At 67.4% G+C, this 17,787-nt stretch carries 15 protein-coding genes; all 15 read right to left on the bottom strand.

All coding sequences use genetic code 11. From position 1 onward, the window contains the following. Window positions 1-117: 117 nt before the first annotated feature. The 15 genes from DX03_RS10265 to flgJ all read right to left on the bottom strand — a co-directional run bounded on the left by DX03_RS10265 (window position 118) and on the right by flgJ (window position 17,786). Window positions 118-1,608 carry a sigma-54 dependent transcriptional regulator gene (locus DX03_RS10265; RefSeq protein WP_038688464.1) on the bottom strand — a complete coding sequence of 497 codons (1,491 nt, stop codon included), beginning with the start codon at window positions 1,606-1,608 and terminating at the stop codon, window positions 118-120. Continuing rightward, entirely contained in the window at window positions 1,605-1,982 is a 378-nt protein-coding gene (locus DX03_RS10260) for a response regulator (RefSeq protein ID WP_038692225.1), read from the bottom strand. Before DX03_RS10260 ends, DX03_RS10265 begins: the two co-directional genes overlap by 4 nt. A gap of 14 nt (window positions 1,983-1,996) precedes the next feature. Further along, a complete protein-coding gene (gene rpoN, locus DX03_RS10255) occupies window positions 1,997-3,406 on the bottom strand; it encodes an RNA polymerase factor sigma-54 (RefSeq protein WP_038688462.1) in 1,410 nt (469 codons plus the stop codon). A gap of 262 nt (window positions 3,407-3,668) precedes the next feature. Further along, window positions 3,669-4,301, bottom strand: a complete 633-nt coding sequence (locus DX03_RS10250) for a response regulator (protein ID WP_038688461.1) — start codon at window positions 4,299-4,301, stop codon at window positions 3,669-3,671. Between the two features lie 118 nt (window positions 4,302-4,419). Beyond that, entirely contained in the window at window positions 4,420-5,010 is a 591-nt protein-coding gene (locus DX03_RS10245) for a PilZ domain-containing protein (RefSeq protein WP_038688459.1), read from the bottom strand. Next, complete coding sequence (locus DX03_RS10240; protein ID WP_038688457.1) at window positions 5,007-5,315, bottom strand: hypothetical protein; 309 nt, start codon at window positions 5,313-5,315, stop codon at window positions 5,007-5,009. Before DX03_RS10240 ends, DX03_RS10245 begins: the two co-directional genes overlap by 4 nt. After that, window positions 5,315-5,731 (bottom strand): flagellar export chaperone FliS, encoded by a 417-nt coding sequence (gene fliS / locus DX03_RS10235; RefSeq protein WP_038688455.1) that lies wholly within the window; start codon window positions 5,729-5,731, stop codon window positions 5,315-5,317. The genes DX03_RS10240 and fliS overlap by 1 nt, the downstream gene beginning before the upstream one ends. A gap of 133 nt (window positions 5,732-5,864) precedes the next feature. Next, window positions 5,865-7,247: a flagellar filament capping protein FliD gene (gene fliD / locus DX03_RS10230; RefSeq protein WP_038688453.1), complete on the bottom strand. Its 1,383-nt coding sequence runs from the start codon at window positions 7,245-7,247 to the stop codon at window positions 5,865-5,867. A 450-nt stretch (window positions 7,248-7,697) separates the two neighbouring features. Continuing rightward, complete coding sequence (locus tag DX03_RS10225) at window positions 7,698-8,870, bottom strand: flagellin (RefSeq protein ID WP_038688452.1); 1,173 nt, start codon at window positions 8,868-8,870, stop codon at window positions 7,698-7,700. Between the two features lie 79 nt (window positions 8,871-8,949). Beyond that, the gene (locus DX03_RS10220) at window positions 8,950-10,128 is read right to left on the bottom strand and encodes a flagellin (protein ID WP_038688449.1); all 1,179 of its coding nucleotides are present in this window, start codon (window positions 10,126-10,128) and stop codon (window positions 8,950-8,952) included. Window positions 10,129-10,215: 87 nt separating this feature from the next. After that, on the bottom strand, window positions 10,216-11,406 hold the full coding sequence (locus tag DX03_RS10215; protein ID WP_038688447.1) for a flagellin: 1,191 nt from the start codon (window positions 11,404-11,406) through the stop codon (window positions 10,216-10,218). A gap of 72 nt (window positions 11,407-11,478) precedes the next feature. Continuing rightward, window positions 11,479-12,645, bottom strand: a complete 1,167-nt coding sequence (locus DX03_RS10210; RefSeq protein WP_038688445.1) for a flagellin — start codon at window positions 12,643-12,645, stop codon at window positions 11,479-11,481. A gap of 829 nt (window positions 12,646-13,474) precedes the next feature. Then, window positions 13,475-14,677: a flagellar hook-associated protein FlgL gene (gene flgL / locus DX03_RS10205; RefSeq protein WP_038688443.1), complete on the bottom strand. Its 1,203-nt coding sequence runs from the start codon at window positions 14,675-14,677 to the stop codon at window positions 13,475-13,477. Next, window positions 14,674-16,554, bottom strand: coding sequence for a flagellar hook-associated protein FlgK (flgK, locus tag DX03_RS10200; protein ID WP_038688441.1), 1,881 nt, complete (start codon window positions 16,552-16,554; stop codon window positions 14,674-14,676). The genes flgL and flgK overlap by 4 nt, the downstream gene beginning before the upstream one ends. An 8-nt stretch (window positions 16,555-16,562) precedes the next feature. Beyond that, complete coding sequence (gene flgJ / locus DX03_RS10195; protein WP_038688439.1) at window positions 16,563-17,786, bottom strand: flagellar assembly peptidoglycan hydrolase FlgJ; 1,224 nt, start codon at window positions 17,784-17,786, stop codon at window positions 16,563-16,565. Window position 17,787 lies beyond the last annotated feature (1 nt).

The raw sequence follows: 17,787 nt of genomic DNA, 5'->3' as shown, positions 1-17,787 counted from the left end.
CATGGCGCGTGTCTGTAGGAAACGTTGCAATCTGTCTGCCGGCCGTTGCCGCGAACGCCACAACGACAAAGCCCGGGACAGGCCCGGGCTTCTGCGTCACTCCAACGTGCGGTCGGCTCAACCGGCCAGTTCAGCCTGGTCGCGCTCGATGCCGTACTTGCGCAGCTTTTCCACCAGCGTGGTGCGGCGCAGGCCAAGCAGCTGGGCGGCGTGGGCGACTACGCCCTGGGTGCGTTCCAGTGCTTCGTTGATCAGGTTCAACTCGATGTTGGCCATGTGGTTGCGCAGGTCCAGGCCGGCGTCGGGCAGGGCCGGGGCGCGGGCGGCCGGACCGGCGTCCGCGGCGGCACCGGTGCCCGGCGTCGGCACGTGGAAGGAAAAGCTGCGCAGGTCCAGACGCTCGTCGGCCACCGGCGCCGGGGCCACCACGGGTGCCGGTACGCTGGCGCTGAAATCACCGCGATAGCGCGCCGGCAGGTCCTGCACGCGCACGGTGCCGCCGGGGTGCAGCACGGCAAGGCGTTCGACCAGGTTGGTCAGTTCGCGCACGTTGCCGGGCCACTCGTAGCTGGCCAGCGCCTGCAGGGCTTCGGCGCTGAAGCGCACTTCGCCGCGACCGGTGCGCGCCAGCTGCGCGGCAATGGTGGTCACCAGCGCCGGCAGGTCTTCGCTGCGCTCGCGCAGCGCCGGCACGTCGATCGGGAACACGTTGAGGCGGTAGAACAGATCCTCGCGGAACTTGCCGTCGGCAATGCGCGATTCCAGGTCGCGGTGGGTAGCGGCAATCACGCGCACGTTGCAGCGGATCGTCTGGTTGCCACCCACGCGCTCGAAGCTGCGCTCCTGCAGCACGCGCAGCAGCTTGACCTGCATCGGCAGGCTCATGTCGCCGATTTCATCCAGCAGCAAGGTGCCGCCTTCGGCCATTTCGAAGCGACCCTTGCGGGCGCTCAGTGCACCGGTGAAGGCACCCTTTTCGTGACCGAACAGCTCGCTCTCCAGCAGCTCGGCCGGGATCGCACCGCAGTTGATCGCCACGAACGGGCCATCACGGCGCGGCGAGCGCTGGTGGATCGAGCGCGATACCACTTCCTTGCCGGTGCCCGATTCGCCCAGCACCAGTACGGTGGTGTCGAACGCGGCCACCTGTTCGATCATCAGGCGCAGGGCGCTTACCGCCGCACCTTCGCCGGTGGGACCCTGTTCCTGCACGGCACCGGCCTGGTGCTCGGCATCCAGCCGCTTCAGGCTGGCGCGGCGCAGCAGGGCTTCCATCTGGGCGTGGCGCAGCGGCGCTTCCAGCGGCCACACGTTGGCTTCATGCAGGCCATGCTGCTGGGCGAAGCGCGGGGCGTCGCCGTCGATCAGCATCACCGGCGGCGGCAGGGCGCCCTGGCCGGCCCAGGCAAACAGCGCATCGCTGCGCGCGCCGGCTTCCAGGCCGCCGATGATCACGGCCATCCAGTCGGTGGAGCGCTGGCGGGTGATGTCGAAATCGGCCGCGTCGGCCACCCAGCGCGGGTTGAAGTCCATGAATTCGAGCAGGGCGACGGTGCGCTCGGCACGCACCGCGTCGCTGTCCAGTACCAGGATGCGCGACTCACTCATGATCCATTCCCCTTCAGACCTTCCAGGATCGGCATGACCTCCTGGATGTAGGACAGCTTGCTGACGAAGTTGTCGGCGCCAGCGCGCAGGGCGTGCTCGCGGTGCTCGACGTCGTCGAAGTGGCTGGCGATGACGATGTACGGGGCGTCGTCCTGCGACTTGATCAGGCGGGTGGCCTGCAGGCCGCCCATTTCGGGCATCGCCAGATCCATCAGCACCACTTGCGGGCGCAGCGTTTCCGAGCGTTCGATGGCTTCCAGGCCGTTGGCGGCGCTGCCGATCACGTCCAGCCAGTCGACCTTGCGGAAGTGGCGCATGGCGGCGTTGATGAAGCCCTCGTGGTCGTCGACCAGCAGGACGGTGAGCTTGTTCATGTCTTCCATTTCCTTCAGCCCACCCGGGCCAGTTGCGGGGTCCTGGCATTGATCCGGCGGCGTTCACGCGCCGGGGCGATGTCCAGTTGTTCGCGGTATTTTGCAACGGTACGGCGGGCGATGTTCACCCCCTGGCGCGACAGCAGGCCGGCGATGGCCTCATCGGCCAGCGGCCGGCCGGCCGGTTCGGCGTCGATCAGGCGGCGCACCATGGCCTTGACGGCCTGGCCGGAGACGCTGGCGCCTTCCAGCCGCACGGCGAAGAAGTGCTTCAGCTCCAGGGTGCCGCGCGGCGTCTGCAGGTACTTGCCGGTGGTGATGCGCGACACGGTCGATTCGTGCATGCCGATCGCATCGGCCACTTCTTTCAGGGTCAGCGGCGCCATGGCCTCTTCACCGCGGGTAAGGAAGCCGGCCTGGCGCTCGATGATCACCCGGGTGGTGCGCAGCAGGGTGTCATAGCGCATCGACAGGCCGCGGGTGAGCCAGCGCGCTTCCTGCAGCATGTCGCGCAGCGGCTGGGCCGCCTCGCCGGCATCGGCCAGCGCATGCTCGTAGCTGGGGTTGATGCTCAGGCGACGGCTGGTGGCCGGGTTCAACGCCACGCGCCACTGGTTGTCGGCGTGCCAGGCGATGACGTCGGGGATGACCACGCCGTTGTCGTCCGGGCGCAGGCTGTCGCCCGGGCGCGGCTGCAGCGACAGGATCAGCCGAACGGCTTCATGGATGTCGGCCACTTCGGCATCAAGCTGGCGGGCCAGGGCGATGTAGTCGTGCGCGGCCAGGCTTTCCAGCCCCTCGTCGAGCACGCGCTGGGCCAGGTGGCGGGCCGGGACGCGGCCGGGCAGGGCGCGCAGCTGCACGCTCAGGCATTCATGCAGGTCGCAGGCGGCCAGGCCGGCCGGGTCGCCGTGCAGGATCTGCTGGCGGACCGCTTCGACGCCGGCGGCGTCCACGTCGTGATGGGCGCTGGCCAGCAGCTGCAGCTGGGCCAGCGGCGCGTCCAGGTAACCGGCGTCGTCGCAGTGCTCCAGCCAGAAGCTGGCGACGGCCAGTTCGCGTGCGTCCAGCTCCAGGGTCAGGCGCTGCAGGGCGCGCAGGTGCGGGTCGCTGGATTCGTCGGCGGCAATCCGCTGCATGCGGTCATCGTCGCCGTCCTGCCAGCTGGCGCCGGGCACATCCCACATCGCACTTTCGGGCAGCTCGTCGAACGCGGCCACTTCCTGCACGGTGGTGGTGTCGCTGGTGTCGGCCGCGGGCGCTTCGGGCGCCTCTTCGATCTCCAGCAGCGGATTGGTCTCCAGGGCGCGGCGGATTTCCAGCTCCAGCTGCATGCCGTCCAGCTGCAGCAGTCGGATCGACTGCAGCAGTTGCGGCGTGAGGTGGAGCTGCTGACCCAGCTGGGTCGACATCGTCGGCTTCATGTGTGTTCCCCATCGCGCCGACTCCCCGGCGCGTTATGGAACACATCTTGCTTGTGTTATCCCGACACCGTAATCAGGGGGTTCCCTAGTGCTGTCGTCAGGTTCCTGACAGTGAGTCAGGAAAATCCCTACACAAGTGCGGAAAATTGACGCCGCCTGCGGCTGGAACCCCTGTATCTGGTGACCCGGGCGGCCCGGTGCCGTTCAAAATTCCGTCGCCACCCCGCCTGAAGGCTTCAGGCTGCCGGAGAACCGGCGCGGCTCATTCCAGTTCGTGCTGGTGGCGCGCGGCGAGCAGCAGCAGATCATTGGCGCGGCGGCAGCCCAGCGACTCCATCATGCGCGCGCGGTGGGTTTCCACGGTCTTGACGCTGATGCCGAGGTCGGCCGCGATTTCCTTGTTGCTCTCGCCGCGGCCGATCTGGCGCAGGATCTCGCGCTGGCGGGGCGACAGCGCGGCCACGCCCACCGGCTTTTCCTTGCCCAGCATGGGCGCCAGCATCTTGGCCGAGATCTGTGGGCTCAGGAACACCTGGCCGGCATGGGCGGCCAGCAGCGCCAGCTCCAGCTCCTGCGGGGCGGCATCCTTGACCACGAAGCCGACCGCGCCACGGTCCAGCGCATCGCGCACGTGCACCGCGTCGTCGTGCATGGTCATCATCACCACCCGGGTGCCGGGGGCGCGCAGCAGAATGTCGCTCAGTGCTTCAAGGCCGGTACGGCCCGGCAGCGACAGGTCCATCAGGATGACATCGGGGCTGTGCTGGATGGCCATCTGCAGCGCCTGTTCGGCATTGCTGGCATCGGCGACCACCTCGACATTGGCAAAGCCCTGGAGCAGGCGGCTGAGGCCGGCGCGGACCAGGGTGTGATCGTCGACGATGAGAACGCGCACAGGCAGGCTTGGGGGGATGTGAAGAAGACGGCCACCTTAACGGAGTGGCGGCCTACCGCCAAGCCGAACCCGTCACGGTGTGGGCTGCCGGCCGCCGGCCGGCACCCGTCAATCCCGGTCAGGGGCGTCGATCGGCCAACCGCGCCTGGGCGATCTGGCGCCGGTGCAGGCGGAACAAATGCCGTTCCAGCGCCATTTCCAGCGCATCGCTCATCGGCTCGAAGCGCAGCCAGAGGAAGTGCGCGCCGGCGCCGGTAGCCGCTTCGGCCAGCACCGCGACCGGCAGGTCGATATGGTCGGGCAGCCAGTCGCAGGGCTGCAGCCGGATCACGCCCAGGCTGCCGGCGGCCGCACCGCTGCGCGCGCCCTGTTCCAGGCGGATGCCCCGGCGCGACCAGCGCAGCGGGCGCAGGTCCAGGTCCTGGGCGCTCTGCCGCACCAGTCGGCCCAGCAGCACCATGGTCAGGTCCAGCTTGGCCTCCAGCCGCTGCATCTGCGCCGTGGATTCGCCGCGGTCGTCGTGGCCGTCGTCGCTGCGTGCATCTTCCACCAGTGCCACGCTGCGCAGCAGGGTTTCGGCACTGCCGGGGCGTATCACCGCACTGCCCAGGCGGAACTCGGCGGGCAGTGCCACCTCGCAGCTCAACGTTTCATCGAACAGCTCGCTTTCGGCCGGATGATGGATGGCCGCGGGGCGCGCGTCGTTCATGCCAGCGACTCCGCAGTGAGGTAGGCGTGCGCCGCCCGGTTGGCGTTGGCGCCGTTGCGCAGGTGGCGGCCGGCCTCGTCGCGCTGGCTCATCATCATCACCATGATGCGCTGCTGGCGGCCTTCCAGGGCACTCAGGCCGGCCACATCGTCAAGCGCACCCGGCTGGGCCAGGAACCGCCCCTGGTTGACGTGCAGCGTGTCCAGGCAGTCGCTGGCGCGCTCGTGGTCGTCGGCCAGCAGCGCGGTTTCCAGCGTGTCCAGCTCGGCGTTGAGGTCGGCCAGGGTGAGCAGGGTGGTGGCCATTACAGCGCGGCCTGTGCGGGCACGCGCTGGTCGCGCGGGATCGCGTTCCAGGCGGCGTCGATCTCGCCCAGCAGCTCCAGCGATTCGCGCAGGGCTTCGGGGTCGTTGTGCAGGTTGGCTTCGGTCAGCCGCTGCATCACATAGTCATACAGCGCCGACAGATTGCCGGCGATCTCGCCGCCGGCCTCGTGGTCGAGCGAGCCGTTGAGGTGGCCCACGATCGCGCAGACTTCGCCGATCGCCTTGCCCTTGCGGGCCTGGTCGCCGCCTTCCAGGCAGGCCTGGGCCAGGCGGACGCGTTCCAGCGCGCCGGCCAGGAGCAGGGCGACCAGCTTGTGCGGATCGGCATCGGTGATCGCGCTCTGTACGCCGACCTGCCGGTACTGCTCGGTGAATTGACGGTTCGAACCGTACATCAATCATGTCTCCTTCGTGCGGGGCCGCGTGCCTCGCGAGGTCTGCGGCACCGGGGGTGGAGCCTGCGTTGGTACTGCGTCGGTACCTGTATCGGCAGCGTGCGCGATTAACTTGAGCACGCTGCCGTATGGATCAACCGGCCAGCTGGCTGAGCTGCGCGCTCAGCGAGGAGGTGGTCTGGCTGAGCTTGCCCATCAACGTATCCAGGGCCAGGAACTGCTTCTTGTAGCGCTCTTCGACACCGGCCATGCGCACGTCCAGGGCCTTGCGGCGCTTGTCGATGTCGGTGAGGGTGGCATTGATGCTCTTGGTGCGCGAAACGAACGCGCCTTCCTTGCCCACGGTGGTGCTGGTGTAGCCGTCCACCATGGCGAACAGTTTGGCGGCCGCGCCGTCGTCACCGGTCAGGGCTTCGCGCACGGCGCCGGCCTTGTTGACCAGGGCCGCTTCGAACTTGGTGCCATCCAGCACCAGGCTGCCATCGGCATTGGGGTAGGCGCGGGTCTGCAGCCCCAGCGTCTTGGGGTCCAGGCCGGCTGCGGCCAGGTCCTTGAGCACGCCGCCCATCATTGCGCGCAGCTGGCTGGACGCGCCACGCATCTGCGCATCGCCGGTCAGCGACGACGGCTCCTTGTTCTCGATGTCGTACTTGGTGGCGGTGTTGATCGCGCTGATCGCGCCGTTGTAGGCGGTCACGAAGTCCTGCATGACCTTGCGTGCGGCGGCCACGTCGGTGCTGACGGTGACGGTGCTCTTGCCCTTGGCCTTCAGGTTCAGGGTCAGGCCGGGCACCACGTCGGTGACGGTGTTCTCGCTGGCCACCACTTCCACGCCATCGATGGTCAGCTTGGCATCGGCCGCCGGGGTGCGCTCGGACATGCTGGCCGCCAGGGCGGTCAGGTCGGCGTTGCCGGCGCCCGCGCTGAGCTTGATGGCGTTGGCGGTGCCGGCCTTTTCCTGCGAGATCGACAGGAACTGGTTGTCGCCCGAGGCGATCAGGGTGGACTGCACGCCCAGGCTGCGGCCGGCCTTCTCGATCTTGGTGCGGATCGAGGAGAGGGTGTCATCGGCCTCGACCTGGATTTCCAACGTCTTTTTCTTGTCGCCCACGCCAACGTCCAGCGTCAGGGTTCCGGCGCCGAAGGTCTTGGTCTTGGGCACCGAGGTGTCGGCGATCCACTTGTTGGCCGTGGCCAGCTGGGTGACGTCGATCTCGTGGCTGCCGGTTGCCGCGGCGTTGGTGCTGCTGACGGTCAGGATCTCCTCGGTGCCGGCCTTGGTCGCACTGACCAGGCGGGCATCGAACGCGGTGGAGGCCTTGAGCGCCTTGAGCGAGGTGGTCAGCAGGTCGAACGCGGACTTGACCGTGCCCACCGCCGACAGCTGCATCTTGGCCTTGGACTGCTGCAGGTTGAGTGCGTTGTCCGCCGGCTTGCGGTCGGCCGCGACCAGGCTGGCCACCATGCCGGAAATATCCAGTCCGGAACCGATGCCACCATAACCAAAGTCAGCCACGTTGTTTCTCCTGTCTGTGAGCCGCCGCGGGGGTGCCGCGTGGCCGTGCTGTCAACGAATGTAGCGGCCGTAGCCGCCGGGTCTTTAGAACCACGTTGATGCAGGAGTTGTGCCACTGGCTCGGCGCGGAAGAATGGCACGCGCTTTGCAGGGGTATCCGGGCGGGACGCAGTACGGTCCGGCCGGGGGTCTGTAAAAAACCCTCCTCCAATGTAGAGGAGGGCTCAGGCTACTGAAAAAGCGGGGGGAGACGAAGCCACCCGGGATGTTCAGTCAAACTAACAGCGCTGATAACGGTTCTGCCGCAGGGGCGGGCCATGGCCACGGGGATGTGGCTGCCGGGAGAGAGAGTCCGGCCCATGGCCATGGCCCGTTCCTGCGTGACGTTTGAACGGATGTTTCGGGGTTTGCCCGCGCCGCCGGCGGTTGCCGGCGGCGTGGACGCGTGGATCAGCGCAGCAGGCTGAGCACGTTCTGCGGCACCTGGTTGGCCTGGGCCAGCATGGCCGTACCGGCCTGCTGCAGGATCTGGGTGCGGGTCAGCTCTGCGGTTTCCTTGGCGAAGTCGGTATCGCGGATGCGGCTACGCGAGGCCGACAGGTTCTCCGTGGAGGTCTGCAGGTTGGCAACGACCGAGGTGAAGCGGTTCTGGATGGCACCGAGGTCGGCGCGGGTGTTGTTGATCGCACCCAGGGCCTTGTCGACGATTTCCAGGGCCTGCTGTGCACCCTTTACGGTGGACACGTCGATCGCATCGGCGAACTGCTTGGTGCCCAGGGTCACGGTGCCAGCGCCAGCGACGTCGGTGGTGAAGACCTTGGCCACGCCGTCCTTGTCGACGCTGTCCTTGACCGAGGTCAGGGTCACGGCGCCGGCCGCATCGGCTTCGGCGTAGATGCCGGTTTCGCCGATCTTGGCATTGATGTGGGTTGCCAGCGCCTTGCCGGCGGCCACTTCGTTCTCCGGGCCGGTGCCGACGCTCTTCACATCCAGCTTGTCGAACTTGACTTCAGTGCCCTTGCTGTCGGTGATGCTGAAGGCAGCGATCGCCACATCGGTGTCGGCCACGCCGGTCACCTTGGCAACCGTGGCGGTGGCGAACTGCGCGCCGCCCAGGGCGTTGGTCTTGGCGTCCACCACCTTGTCGATGGCAATGGCCTGGCCGGCGTTGGCGCCGACCTGGAACAGCTGGCTGGAGAACGAACCGTCCAGCAGCTTGGTGCCGTTGAAGTCGGACTGCTTGGCGACGCGGTCGATTTCGCTGACCAGCTGGGTCACTTCGGCCTGCAGCGCCTTGCGGTCGCTGGCGGAGTTGGTGGCGTTGGAGGCCTGCACCGACAGTTCGCGGACGCGCTGCAGGTTGTTGCCGATTTCGGTCAGCGAGCCTTCGGCGACCTGGGCCAGCGAGATGCCGTCGTTGGCATTGCGGATGGCCACGTCGGTGCCGCGGATCTGGGTGCCAAAGCGCTCGGAGATGGCCAGGCCAGCCGCATCGTCCTTGGCGCTGTTGATGCGCGAACCCGACGACAGGCGCTGGATGGTGGTGGCCAGGGAGCTGCCGCTGGTGCTCAGGTTGCGCTGAGCGTTGAGCGACATCGTATTGGTGTTGATGACTTGTGCCATGGGGTTTCCTTCAGGCGTGCATGGAGCGTGGTGCGGTGGAAGCGGCGCCGGTGGGCCGGCGCCTTCGGATCAAACGGGATCAGCGCAGCAGGCTGAGCACGTTCTGCGGCACCTGGTTGGCCTGGGCCAGCATGGCCGTACCGGCCTGCTGCAGGATCTGGGTGCGGGTCAGCTCTGCGGTTTCCTTGGCGAAGTCGGTATCGCGGATGCGGCTACGCGAGGCCGACAGGTTCTCCGTGGAGGTCTGCAGGTTGGCAACGACCGAGGTGAAGCGGTTCTGGATGGCACCGAGGTCAGCGCGGGTGTTGTTGATCGAACCCAGCGCCTTATCGACGATTTCCAGCGCCTGCTGTGCGCCCAGCACCGAGCTGACATCCAGCTTCTGTGCGTTGGCATCGGTGGCGGTGTCGGCGGTGTACGCGCTGGTGGCCGCCGCGGCGCTCCAATCGGAGGTGGCCGACTGGTAGTTGCTGCGGGTCAGGGCGACGTCAGCGGCAACCACGTCCTTGCCTTCCTTGACCGAGGACAGCTTCAGGGTGCCGTCGTCATTGGCTTCGGCGTAGATGCCGGCTTCGCCGATCTTGCTGTTGATCGCGGTGGCCAGGGCCTTGGCAGCATCGCCGAGGGTGGCACCGTTCTTGACTTCAACCGTGCCGATGTCCACGCCCATCACCTTGCCGCCGAAGCGCACGTCGGTGGCGACTGCGGCAACCGCAGCGGTGTCACCGGTGGCGAAGGTGCTGGTGCCCAGCGAGCCGACGCGGGCGTCGACCACCTTGTCGATGGCAATGGCCTGACCAGCGTTGGCGCCGACCTGGAACAGCTGGCTGGAGAACGAACCGTCCAGCAGCTTGGTGCCGTTGAAATCGGATTGCTTGGCGACGCGGTCGATTTCGCTGACCAGCTGGGTCACTTCGGCCTGCAGCGCCTTGCGGTCGCTGGCGGAGTTGGTGGCGTTGGAGGCCTGCACGGCCAGTTCACGGACGCGCTGCAGGTTGTTGCCGATTTCGGTCAGCGAGCCTTCGGCGACCTGGGCCAGCGAAATGCCGTCGTTGGCATTGCGGATGGCCACGTCGGTGCCGCGGATCTGGGTGCCGAAACGCTCGGAGATGGCCAGGCCAGCCGCATCGTCCTTGGCGCTGTTGATGCGCGAACCCGACGACAAGCGCTGGATGGTGGTGGCCAACGAGCTGCCGGAGGTGCTCAGGTTACGCTGAGCATTCAACGACATCGTGTTGGTGTTGATGACTTGTGCCATGGAAGTTCCTTCAGGCGTGGGTGGAGCGTTGAACGTCGGTGTCGGTGCCGGCGCCGGTCACGCCGGCGCCGACACTGCAGGCGGGGATCAGCGCAGCAGGCTGAGCACGTTCTGCGGCACCTGGTTGGCCTGGGCCAGCATGGCCGTACCGGCCTGCTGCAGGATCTGGGTGCGGGTCAGCTCTGCGGTTTCCTTGGCGAAGTCGGTATCGCGGATGCGGCTACGCGAGGCCGACAGGTTCTCCGTGGAGGTCTGCAGGTTGGCAACGACCGAGGTGAAGCGGTTCTGGATGGCACCGAGGTCAGCGCGGGTGTTGTTGATCGAACCCAGCGCCTTGTCGACGATTTCCAGCGCCTGCTGGGCACCCTTGACGGTGCTGACATCCAGTTCGCTGGCGAACTTGTTGGCCGGGGCGGCGGCGGCCAGCGTGGCGGTGAAGGTCGGTGCGGTGGCGCCGGTCCAGGTACCCGGGGTGGCGGTGATCGCCTTGAAGGTGCCGTCGGTGTTGGTGCTGTCCTTGACCGAGGTCAGGGTGACGCCGGTGGTGCCGTTGACTTCGGCGTAGACGCCGGTTTCACCGATCTTGGCGTTGATCGCGCTGACCAGTGCTTCACGCGAGGCCCTGCCGGTGTCGGCAGCGGTGGCACCCTGCTTGACTTCGACATCGGCGATGTCGACGCCGTTGATCTTCATGCCGGTGGTCTTGAAGTCGGCATTGGTGCCCGGATCGGCCAGCGCCAGTGCATTGGCGTCGAACTTGGCGCCGCCCAGTGCGTTGGCCTTGGCGTCCACCACCTTGTCGATGGCGATGGCCTGGCCGGCGTTGGCGCCGACCTGGAACAGCTGGCTGGAGAACGAGCCGTCCAGCAGCTTGGTGCCGTTGAAGTCGGACTGCTTGGCGACGCGGTCGATTTCGCTGACCAGCTGGGTCACTTCGGCCTGCAGCGCCTTGCGGTCGCTGGCGGAGTTGGTGGCGTTGGAGGCCTGCACAGCCAGTTCACGGACGCGCTGCAGGTTGTTGCCGATTTCGGTCAGCGAACCTTCGGCGACCTGGGCCAGCGAGATGCCGTCGTTGGCATTGCGGATGGCCACGTCGGTGCCGCGGATCTGGGTGCCGAAGCGCTCGGAGATCGCCAGGCCAGCTGCGTCGTCCTTGGCGCTGTTGATGCGCGAACCGGACGACAGGCGCTGGATGGTGGTGGCCAGGGAGCTGCCGCTGGTGCTCAGGTTACGCTGAGCATTCAACGACATCGTGTTGGTATTGATGACTTGTGCCATGGGAAGAGGTCCTTGAGCGGTTGCACGTGATTTGGGTTAGACGCTCATGACGTGCTTCAGGAGCGGCTCATGTCAGCGCTGCAACAGGCTGAGCACGTTCTGCGGCACCTGGTTGGCCTGGGCCAGCATGGCCGTACCGGCCTGCTGCAGGATCTGGGTGCGGGTCAGCTCTGCGGTTTCCTTGGCGAAGTCGGTATCGCGGATGCGGCTGCGCGAGGCGGACAGGTTTTCCGAGGAGGTCTGCAGGTTTGCGACGACGGAAGTGAAGCGGTTCTGGATGGCGCCGAGGTCGGCGCGGACGCTGTTGACCGATTCCAGGGCCTTGTCGACAATTTCCAGGGCCTTCTGTGCGCCGACGTAGGACGAGACGTCCAGGTCCTGCACGAAGCTGGAGGTGGCGGTGGCGGCAACCGAGCTGGGCGCGGCGGCGGTGGAGTCGGCCAGGCCGAGCTGGGCGGCGCCGTCGATGACCAGGTCGCGGTCGGCCTGGACCGAGGTCAGCTTCAGGCGGTGGGTGTCGGGGGTGCCGGCGGTGGTGACCACTTCGGCATAGACACCGGCTTCGCCGATCTTGCTGTTGATCTGGGCAGCGGCGGAGGCGGCAAACTCGGCGGTGGTCTTGCCGGTGATGGTGCCGATGGCGGCGCCGTTGATGGTGACGCCGGCCAGGTCGGTGATGGTGGCGACGTCGGCGGTGCTGTCCACGGGGGCGGCGAACTTGGCGTTGCCCAGCGAGCTGGCCTTGGCGTCGACGACTTTGTTGATGGCAATGGCCTGGCCGGCGTTGGCGCCGACCTGGAACAGCTGGCTGGTGAAGCTGCCGTCGAGGAGCTTGGTGCCGTTGAAGTCGGACTGTTTGGCGACGCGGTCGATTTCGCTGACGAGCTGGGTGACTTCGGCCTGGAGGGCCTTGCGGTCGCTGGCGGAGTTGGTGGCGTTGGAGGCCTGGACGGCCAGTTCGCGGACGCGCTGCAGGTTGTTGCCGATTTCGCTCAGGGAGCCTTCGGCGACCTGGGCCAGCGAGATGCCGTCGTTGGCATTGCGGATGGCGACGTCGGTGCCGCGGATCTGGGTGCCGAAGCGCTCGCTGATGGCCAGGCCGGCGGCGTCGTCTTTCGCGCTGTTGATGCGCAGACCAGACGAGAGGCGCTGGATGGTGGTAGCGAGCGAGCTGCCGCTGGTGCTCAGGTTGCGCTGAGCGTTGAGCGACATCGTATTGGTGTTGATTACCTGTGCCATGGGTCGTCTCCCTTATTGGAATCCCGGTGGTGAATGGAACGAAGCGCCGCCGTTTTTTTTTGTTTGGCTGTGTGCTTCGCTGTTGCCAAATCAATAACGGCGCTTTGTCAACAACCTTTAGGCGGAAATCTCGCTGGGGTTGCTGCTGGTGCCGTCCGGGGCCTTGGCTGTGCTCCCCGATAGAAGGGTTAACGGCGCGGGAGGCGGAAATTGAAGGGGTTTTCACGCGTAACGCCGGGCGCGGCCGGGCTCGCGCCGTAGAGCCGGGCTCTGCCCGGCTTGTACCCACAGCCCCACGTAGAGCCGGGCTCTGCCCGGCTTGCATCCACAGCCACAGCCACAGCCAAGCGCCGCATCGGCCACGTTCTGGGAGGCCCGGCCCGGGTGGGTTGGCGGGACACGCCGTAAACCCATCCATGGGGGCTCGTGGGCGCCATCCATGGCGCCCAACGGTCCCGCCAACCCACCCGGGCCGGCCCTTCCTGAGTAGGTCGGCGCGCAAGGAGAGCAGAAGCGGGCAGAAGCGGGCAGGATCGGCAGGGCAGGGATCCGGCCCCGGCTGGAGCACCGGTCAAGGCGCCCACGCATCGCCACACACACCGGCGCCGCATGACGCCGGTAGGGTCGGTTCCCAAACGACTGCCGATACCCTGCATCGGCGCGACGAACGCATGCTGCGCGTCGAAGAACGCTCGCGTGCTATTACGCGCGCGGAATGCTGCCAGGCGTTCGCTGCGCCGCGGGCGCATTTGACGACGCACAACAAAAAAGGCCGCGATGCTGTTCGCATCGCGGCCTTCAGGCCTTCCCGCTGTTTCGTAACGCGCTGTCAGCGCAGCGTGTTGAACAACGACATCTGCTGCATCTGCGAGAACAGGGTCTGCGCGGCCTGCAGGGCGGTGCTTTCCAGCTGGTACTGGCTGATGGCGTCGGCGTAGTCCAGGTCGCGCATCTGCGACAACGTGCCCTTGAGGGTGACGGTGTTGGATTCGCGCATGTCCGCGGCGTTGTCCAGCGCCTTGAGCTGGGCACCGCCGGCGGCGCGGGAGTCGATCATGCGTTCGGAGGCGCGGGCGACGTCGCGCAGGCCGCTTTGCAGGAGGTTCTGCTGGGCGGCGGACTGGCTGGCGCTGCCGGTGTCCATTTTCAACGAGCCGATCAGGCTGTCCAGGGTGCTGAAGATGTCGCGGCTGGTGGCGGGGCTTACGTTGAAGGTGTCGCCGGCGGCCGGCTTGCCATCCACGTGCAGGCGCACGCCATTGAGGATCAGGTCGTCGCCGGCCTTCATGGTGCCGGTGGACACCACCGTGCCGGTGTCGTCGAGCAGCTCGTACTGGTCGGCGGCCGTGAAGCGGACACTGAAGGCCTTGCCGTCCCAGCTGTTGCTGCCATCGCGGGTGACGTTGGTGAGCACGCCGGTGCCGGTGTTGCCGGTGGCCGCCGCACCATCCACGTGGCCGTCGCCGGTGCCGATGCGCAGGAAGATCTCGCTGCCGGGCAGGGCGTCGAGCACGTAGGTGTCCGGGCCCACTTCCACCTGGCGCTGGTTCTGGTCGCCGTTGTAGACCACCTTGCCGTCAACCTGGCTGAAGGGCGGGCTGCCATCGGCGGTGCCGCCGAACAGGTAGCGGCCGGTGCCGTCGGTGCTGTTGGCCAGCGCCAGCAGGTTGCTGCGGATCGCCTCGATCTCGGTGACCATCGACTGCTTGTCGGACGAGGCCAACGCCGGATTATTGGCGTAGATGGTCAGTTCGGTGATGCGGCCCATCATGTCACCGACCTGGGCCAGGGCGTTTTCCTGCAGGCCCAGCCGGTTCTGCACGTTGCCGGCGTTGAGCTGCATGCGGTCCAGCGAGGCCAGCGTGCGGTCCAGGCCCACGGCGGCGCCGGAGGCGACCGGGTCGTCCTTGGCGGTCACCAGCCGGCGGCCCGTGGCGATCTGCTGTTCCAGGTGGCTCATCTTGGCCTGCTTGGCCATCATCAACGAGACCGACTGGCTGAACATCATGCCGGTGGAGATACGGTTGTTCATCGGCCTACGGCTCCGAGGATGGTCTGGAACATGGTGTCGGCGGTGGAGATCAGCTGCGAGGCGGCCTGGTAGGCCTGTTGCAGCCGCAGCATGTCGGCGGCCTCCTCATCGAGGTTGACCCCGGAAATCGAATCGCGCGCGGACTGCGCCTGGTCGGTGATGACCTGCTGGGCCTGCAGTGAGTAGTCGGCCGAGCGTGCGGCCGCACCCACCTGCGTGGTCAGCCCGCCGAGGGCGCCGCTCAGGGTAACGGTGCCATCGTTGAACGCCTTGGCCTGTTCCACCTTCGCCAGCAGCAACGCGTTGCTGTTGTCCGACGAGCCGGCCGGGGTCGGCCCGATGTTGAAGGTGTCGCCGGTCTTGGGCGCGCCATCGAGCACGAAGCTCCAGCCGTTGGCGCTGATGGTCTGGCCAGCCGTGTAGGTGAACGGGCCGGCGCCATCCAGCGTGTACTGGGTGCCACTGGTGAACACGATCGCGGCCGGGTTGCGCAGCGCAGCGTTGCCGTGGTCGGTCACCTTGACCCCGGTCAGCTTGCCGGTGCCGCTGTTGGACAAGGCCGCGGTGCCCTTGATCGGAGCGGCAGCGGCAATGCGCGAGGTGTCGGTGATGGCCACCGACATCGTGCCGGCCACGCCGGCGGTGGGCTGCAGCAGCATGCGGTCGTTCACCGCCGGGGTGCCGGTCATCACCAGCTCCACGCCATTGAGCACCAGTGGGTCGGTGGCGGTGCCGGTACCGGTCATGGCGATCGCCACGCCGGTGTCGGCGCGGCTGGCCTGCCACTGGGTGCCGTCGAACTTCAGCACCACGTTCTGCCCGTCCAGCTTGGACAGGTCGCCGAAGCTGGCGGTCATGCTGGCGGTACCGGCATTGCCGGCATGGCCGGTGATGCGCGGCGCGCCGATGTTGAAGAAGTCGCCGCCCAGGTTGCCGTACAGGTCCGCGCCCTGGCGGTGCACGTCGTTGAAGCTGCTGGCCATGCCGATCGCCAGCTTGCCCAGTTCGGCCTGGGTGGGGGTCAGCACGGTGTCGCGGAATTCCAGCAGGCCGCCGATCTGGCCGCCGAGCGTCTTCGATTCCAGGGTGATTTTCTGGCCGGCACTTTCCAGCGCCAGCTGCAGGCGCTCGGGCATGTACGGGTCGGATACGGTGGTGACCTTGGACGCGGTGGTGCCCACCACCAGCGCCTGGCCGCCGGCCGTGTAGACGTTCATGATGCCGCCGTCCTGCATCACCGCATTGCCGCCGGTGTAGCCGACCAGATTGGCGATCAGCTGATCGCGACGATCCAGCAGGTCCGGCGCGGCATTGGCCGCGTTGCCGCCGATGGCGCCATTGAGCTGCGCGATTTCCTTGGCCAGCCGGTTGATCTCGCTGGCGCCGGCGATCAGGCCGTTGTTGACCTCGCCGTTGAGCGTATTGAGCTGGCCGTTGAGCTGCTGGAAGCGGCTGGCCAGGGTCTTGCCCCCGTCCAGCATGTTCTGGCGGTCGGCGGTGCCGGAGGCGTTGGAGGACAGGCCGCTGACGGTGTCGAAGAAGCTGGACCAGACCCCGGACACGTTGGTGGCGGTATCGGAGAACATCGCATCGACGCGGTCGGCCATGCTGGACAGCTGCTTCAGCCGCGCCAGTTCGCCGCTGCCATCGAGCAGCCGCGAGATTGCCAGCTGGTCGGCCACGCGGCGGATGTCGCTGATGCGCGTGCCATTGCCCACGTCGCCATAACCGAAGTTCTGCGGGTTGGCGGTGGCGAAGTCGACCTTCTGCCGGCTGTAGCCGGGCGTGTTGATGTTGGCGACGTTATGGCTGGTGGTCGCCAACGCCCGCTGGAAAGCGAGCAGGGCGCTGGTGCCGGTGGAAAGTACGCTGGACATGGGTTACCTCAACGACGGATGACACCCAGCCCGGTCGGGCTGGCGGTGCTGGCAAAGGTGCGGCCCAGCTGCTGGCTGGCGTCGCCCACGGCGGCGATGGCGCGCTCGATGGTCGGGCCGCCGGCAATCGCGGCGATCTTGGCCGCGTAGCTGGGATCGGTGGCGTAGCCGGCCTTCTGCAGGCCCTGGGCAAAGCCGCGGACGTCGCCGCCGGCCTGCAGCGCGTTCTGGTAGCGCGGGCTGTTCTTGAGTAGTTTCACGTAGTCGGCAAAGCTGTCGCCGACCGAGGTGTAGGCACGGAAGCTGGCGGTTTCGTTGCGGCGCACGCCGTCCACATATTCATGCGTGCCGCTGCTGGCGCGTTCGCCGCTCCAACCGGTGGCCTTGATTCCGAACAGGTTGTGCGAGCTGCCGCCGCCGTTGCGCTGCACCAGCTTGCGACCCCAGCCGGTTTCCAGCGCGGCCTGGGCGACCAGCGCCTTGGCGTCCACGCCCAGTTCGCGCGCGGCCTGCTGCGCGTGGCCCCAGATGCTGGCCACGAAGCCTTCCGGCGTGTGCGGCCCAAGCTTCGCGGCGGCGGTGTTGGCCGCCAAGGTATCGACCGCGCCCGGCCCGCGCGCGGTGTCGTTGACCCCGCTCCAGCGGTCGTTGGCCAGCGCCGCCCAGTTTTCCTGGGTGGGCTCGCTCACGCCCGGCGGCGTGGCATACGGATCGCTGCGCCCGATCGCCTCGTGCATCTGGCTGCTTTCGCGGCCGGCGATCAGGTCCAGGGCGCGCTCCATCGGCTGCAGCACCGCCGACGGATCGGCGCCACGCAGCTGCTGCAGCAGGTCCACTTCGCTCGGCGCGCTGGCCGGGGCGGTGCCGGTCGGCAGCGCCATCGGCGTGGCGGCAGGCGCATTGAGCCGGTAGGCACGCAGCGCCGCCGCCGGGTTCAATGCGGTGTCGGTCGGCTTGGCCGCGTCGGCCTCCGCGCCGCCAAGCTGGCGGGTGATCATCGCCGACAGTCCCAGGCCGCGGCCACGGGTCATCGCCTCGGCGATCTTCTTGTCGTACATCTCGCGGAACATGGTGTTTTCGGCGGGGAACAGCGAATCGCCGAAGCTGGCATCGCGCATGCTCTTGACCAGCATCTGCGCGAACTGGCCTTCCAGCTGGCGCGCCACCTTGTCGACCTTGGCCGGGCTGTTGGCCTGGGCCGGATTGAGTTCCAGTGCGGGATTGATGCGCATG

The organism is Stenotrophomonas rhizophila, from assembly GCF_000661955.1.
Classification (GTDB): domain Bacteria; phylum Pseudomonadota; class Gammaproteobacteria; order Xanthomonadales; family Xanthomonadaceae; genus Stenotrophomonas; species Stenotrophomonas rhizophila.
The sequence above is the reverse complement of the archived record's forward strand: the minus strand, read 5'-3'. Positions and strand labels throughout refer to the sequence as shown.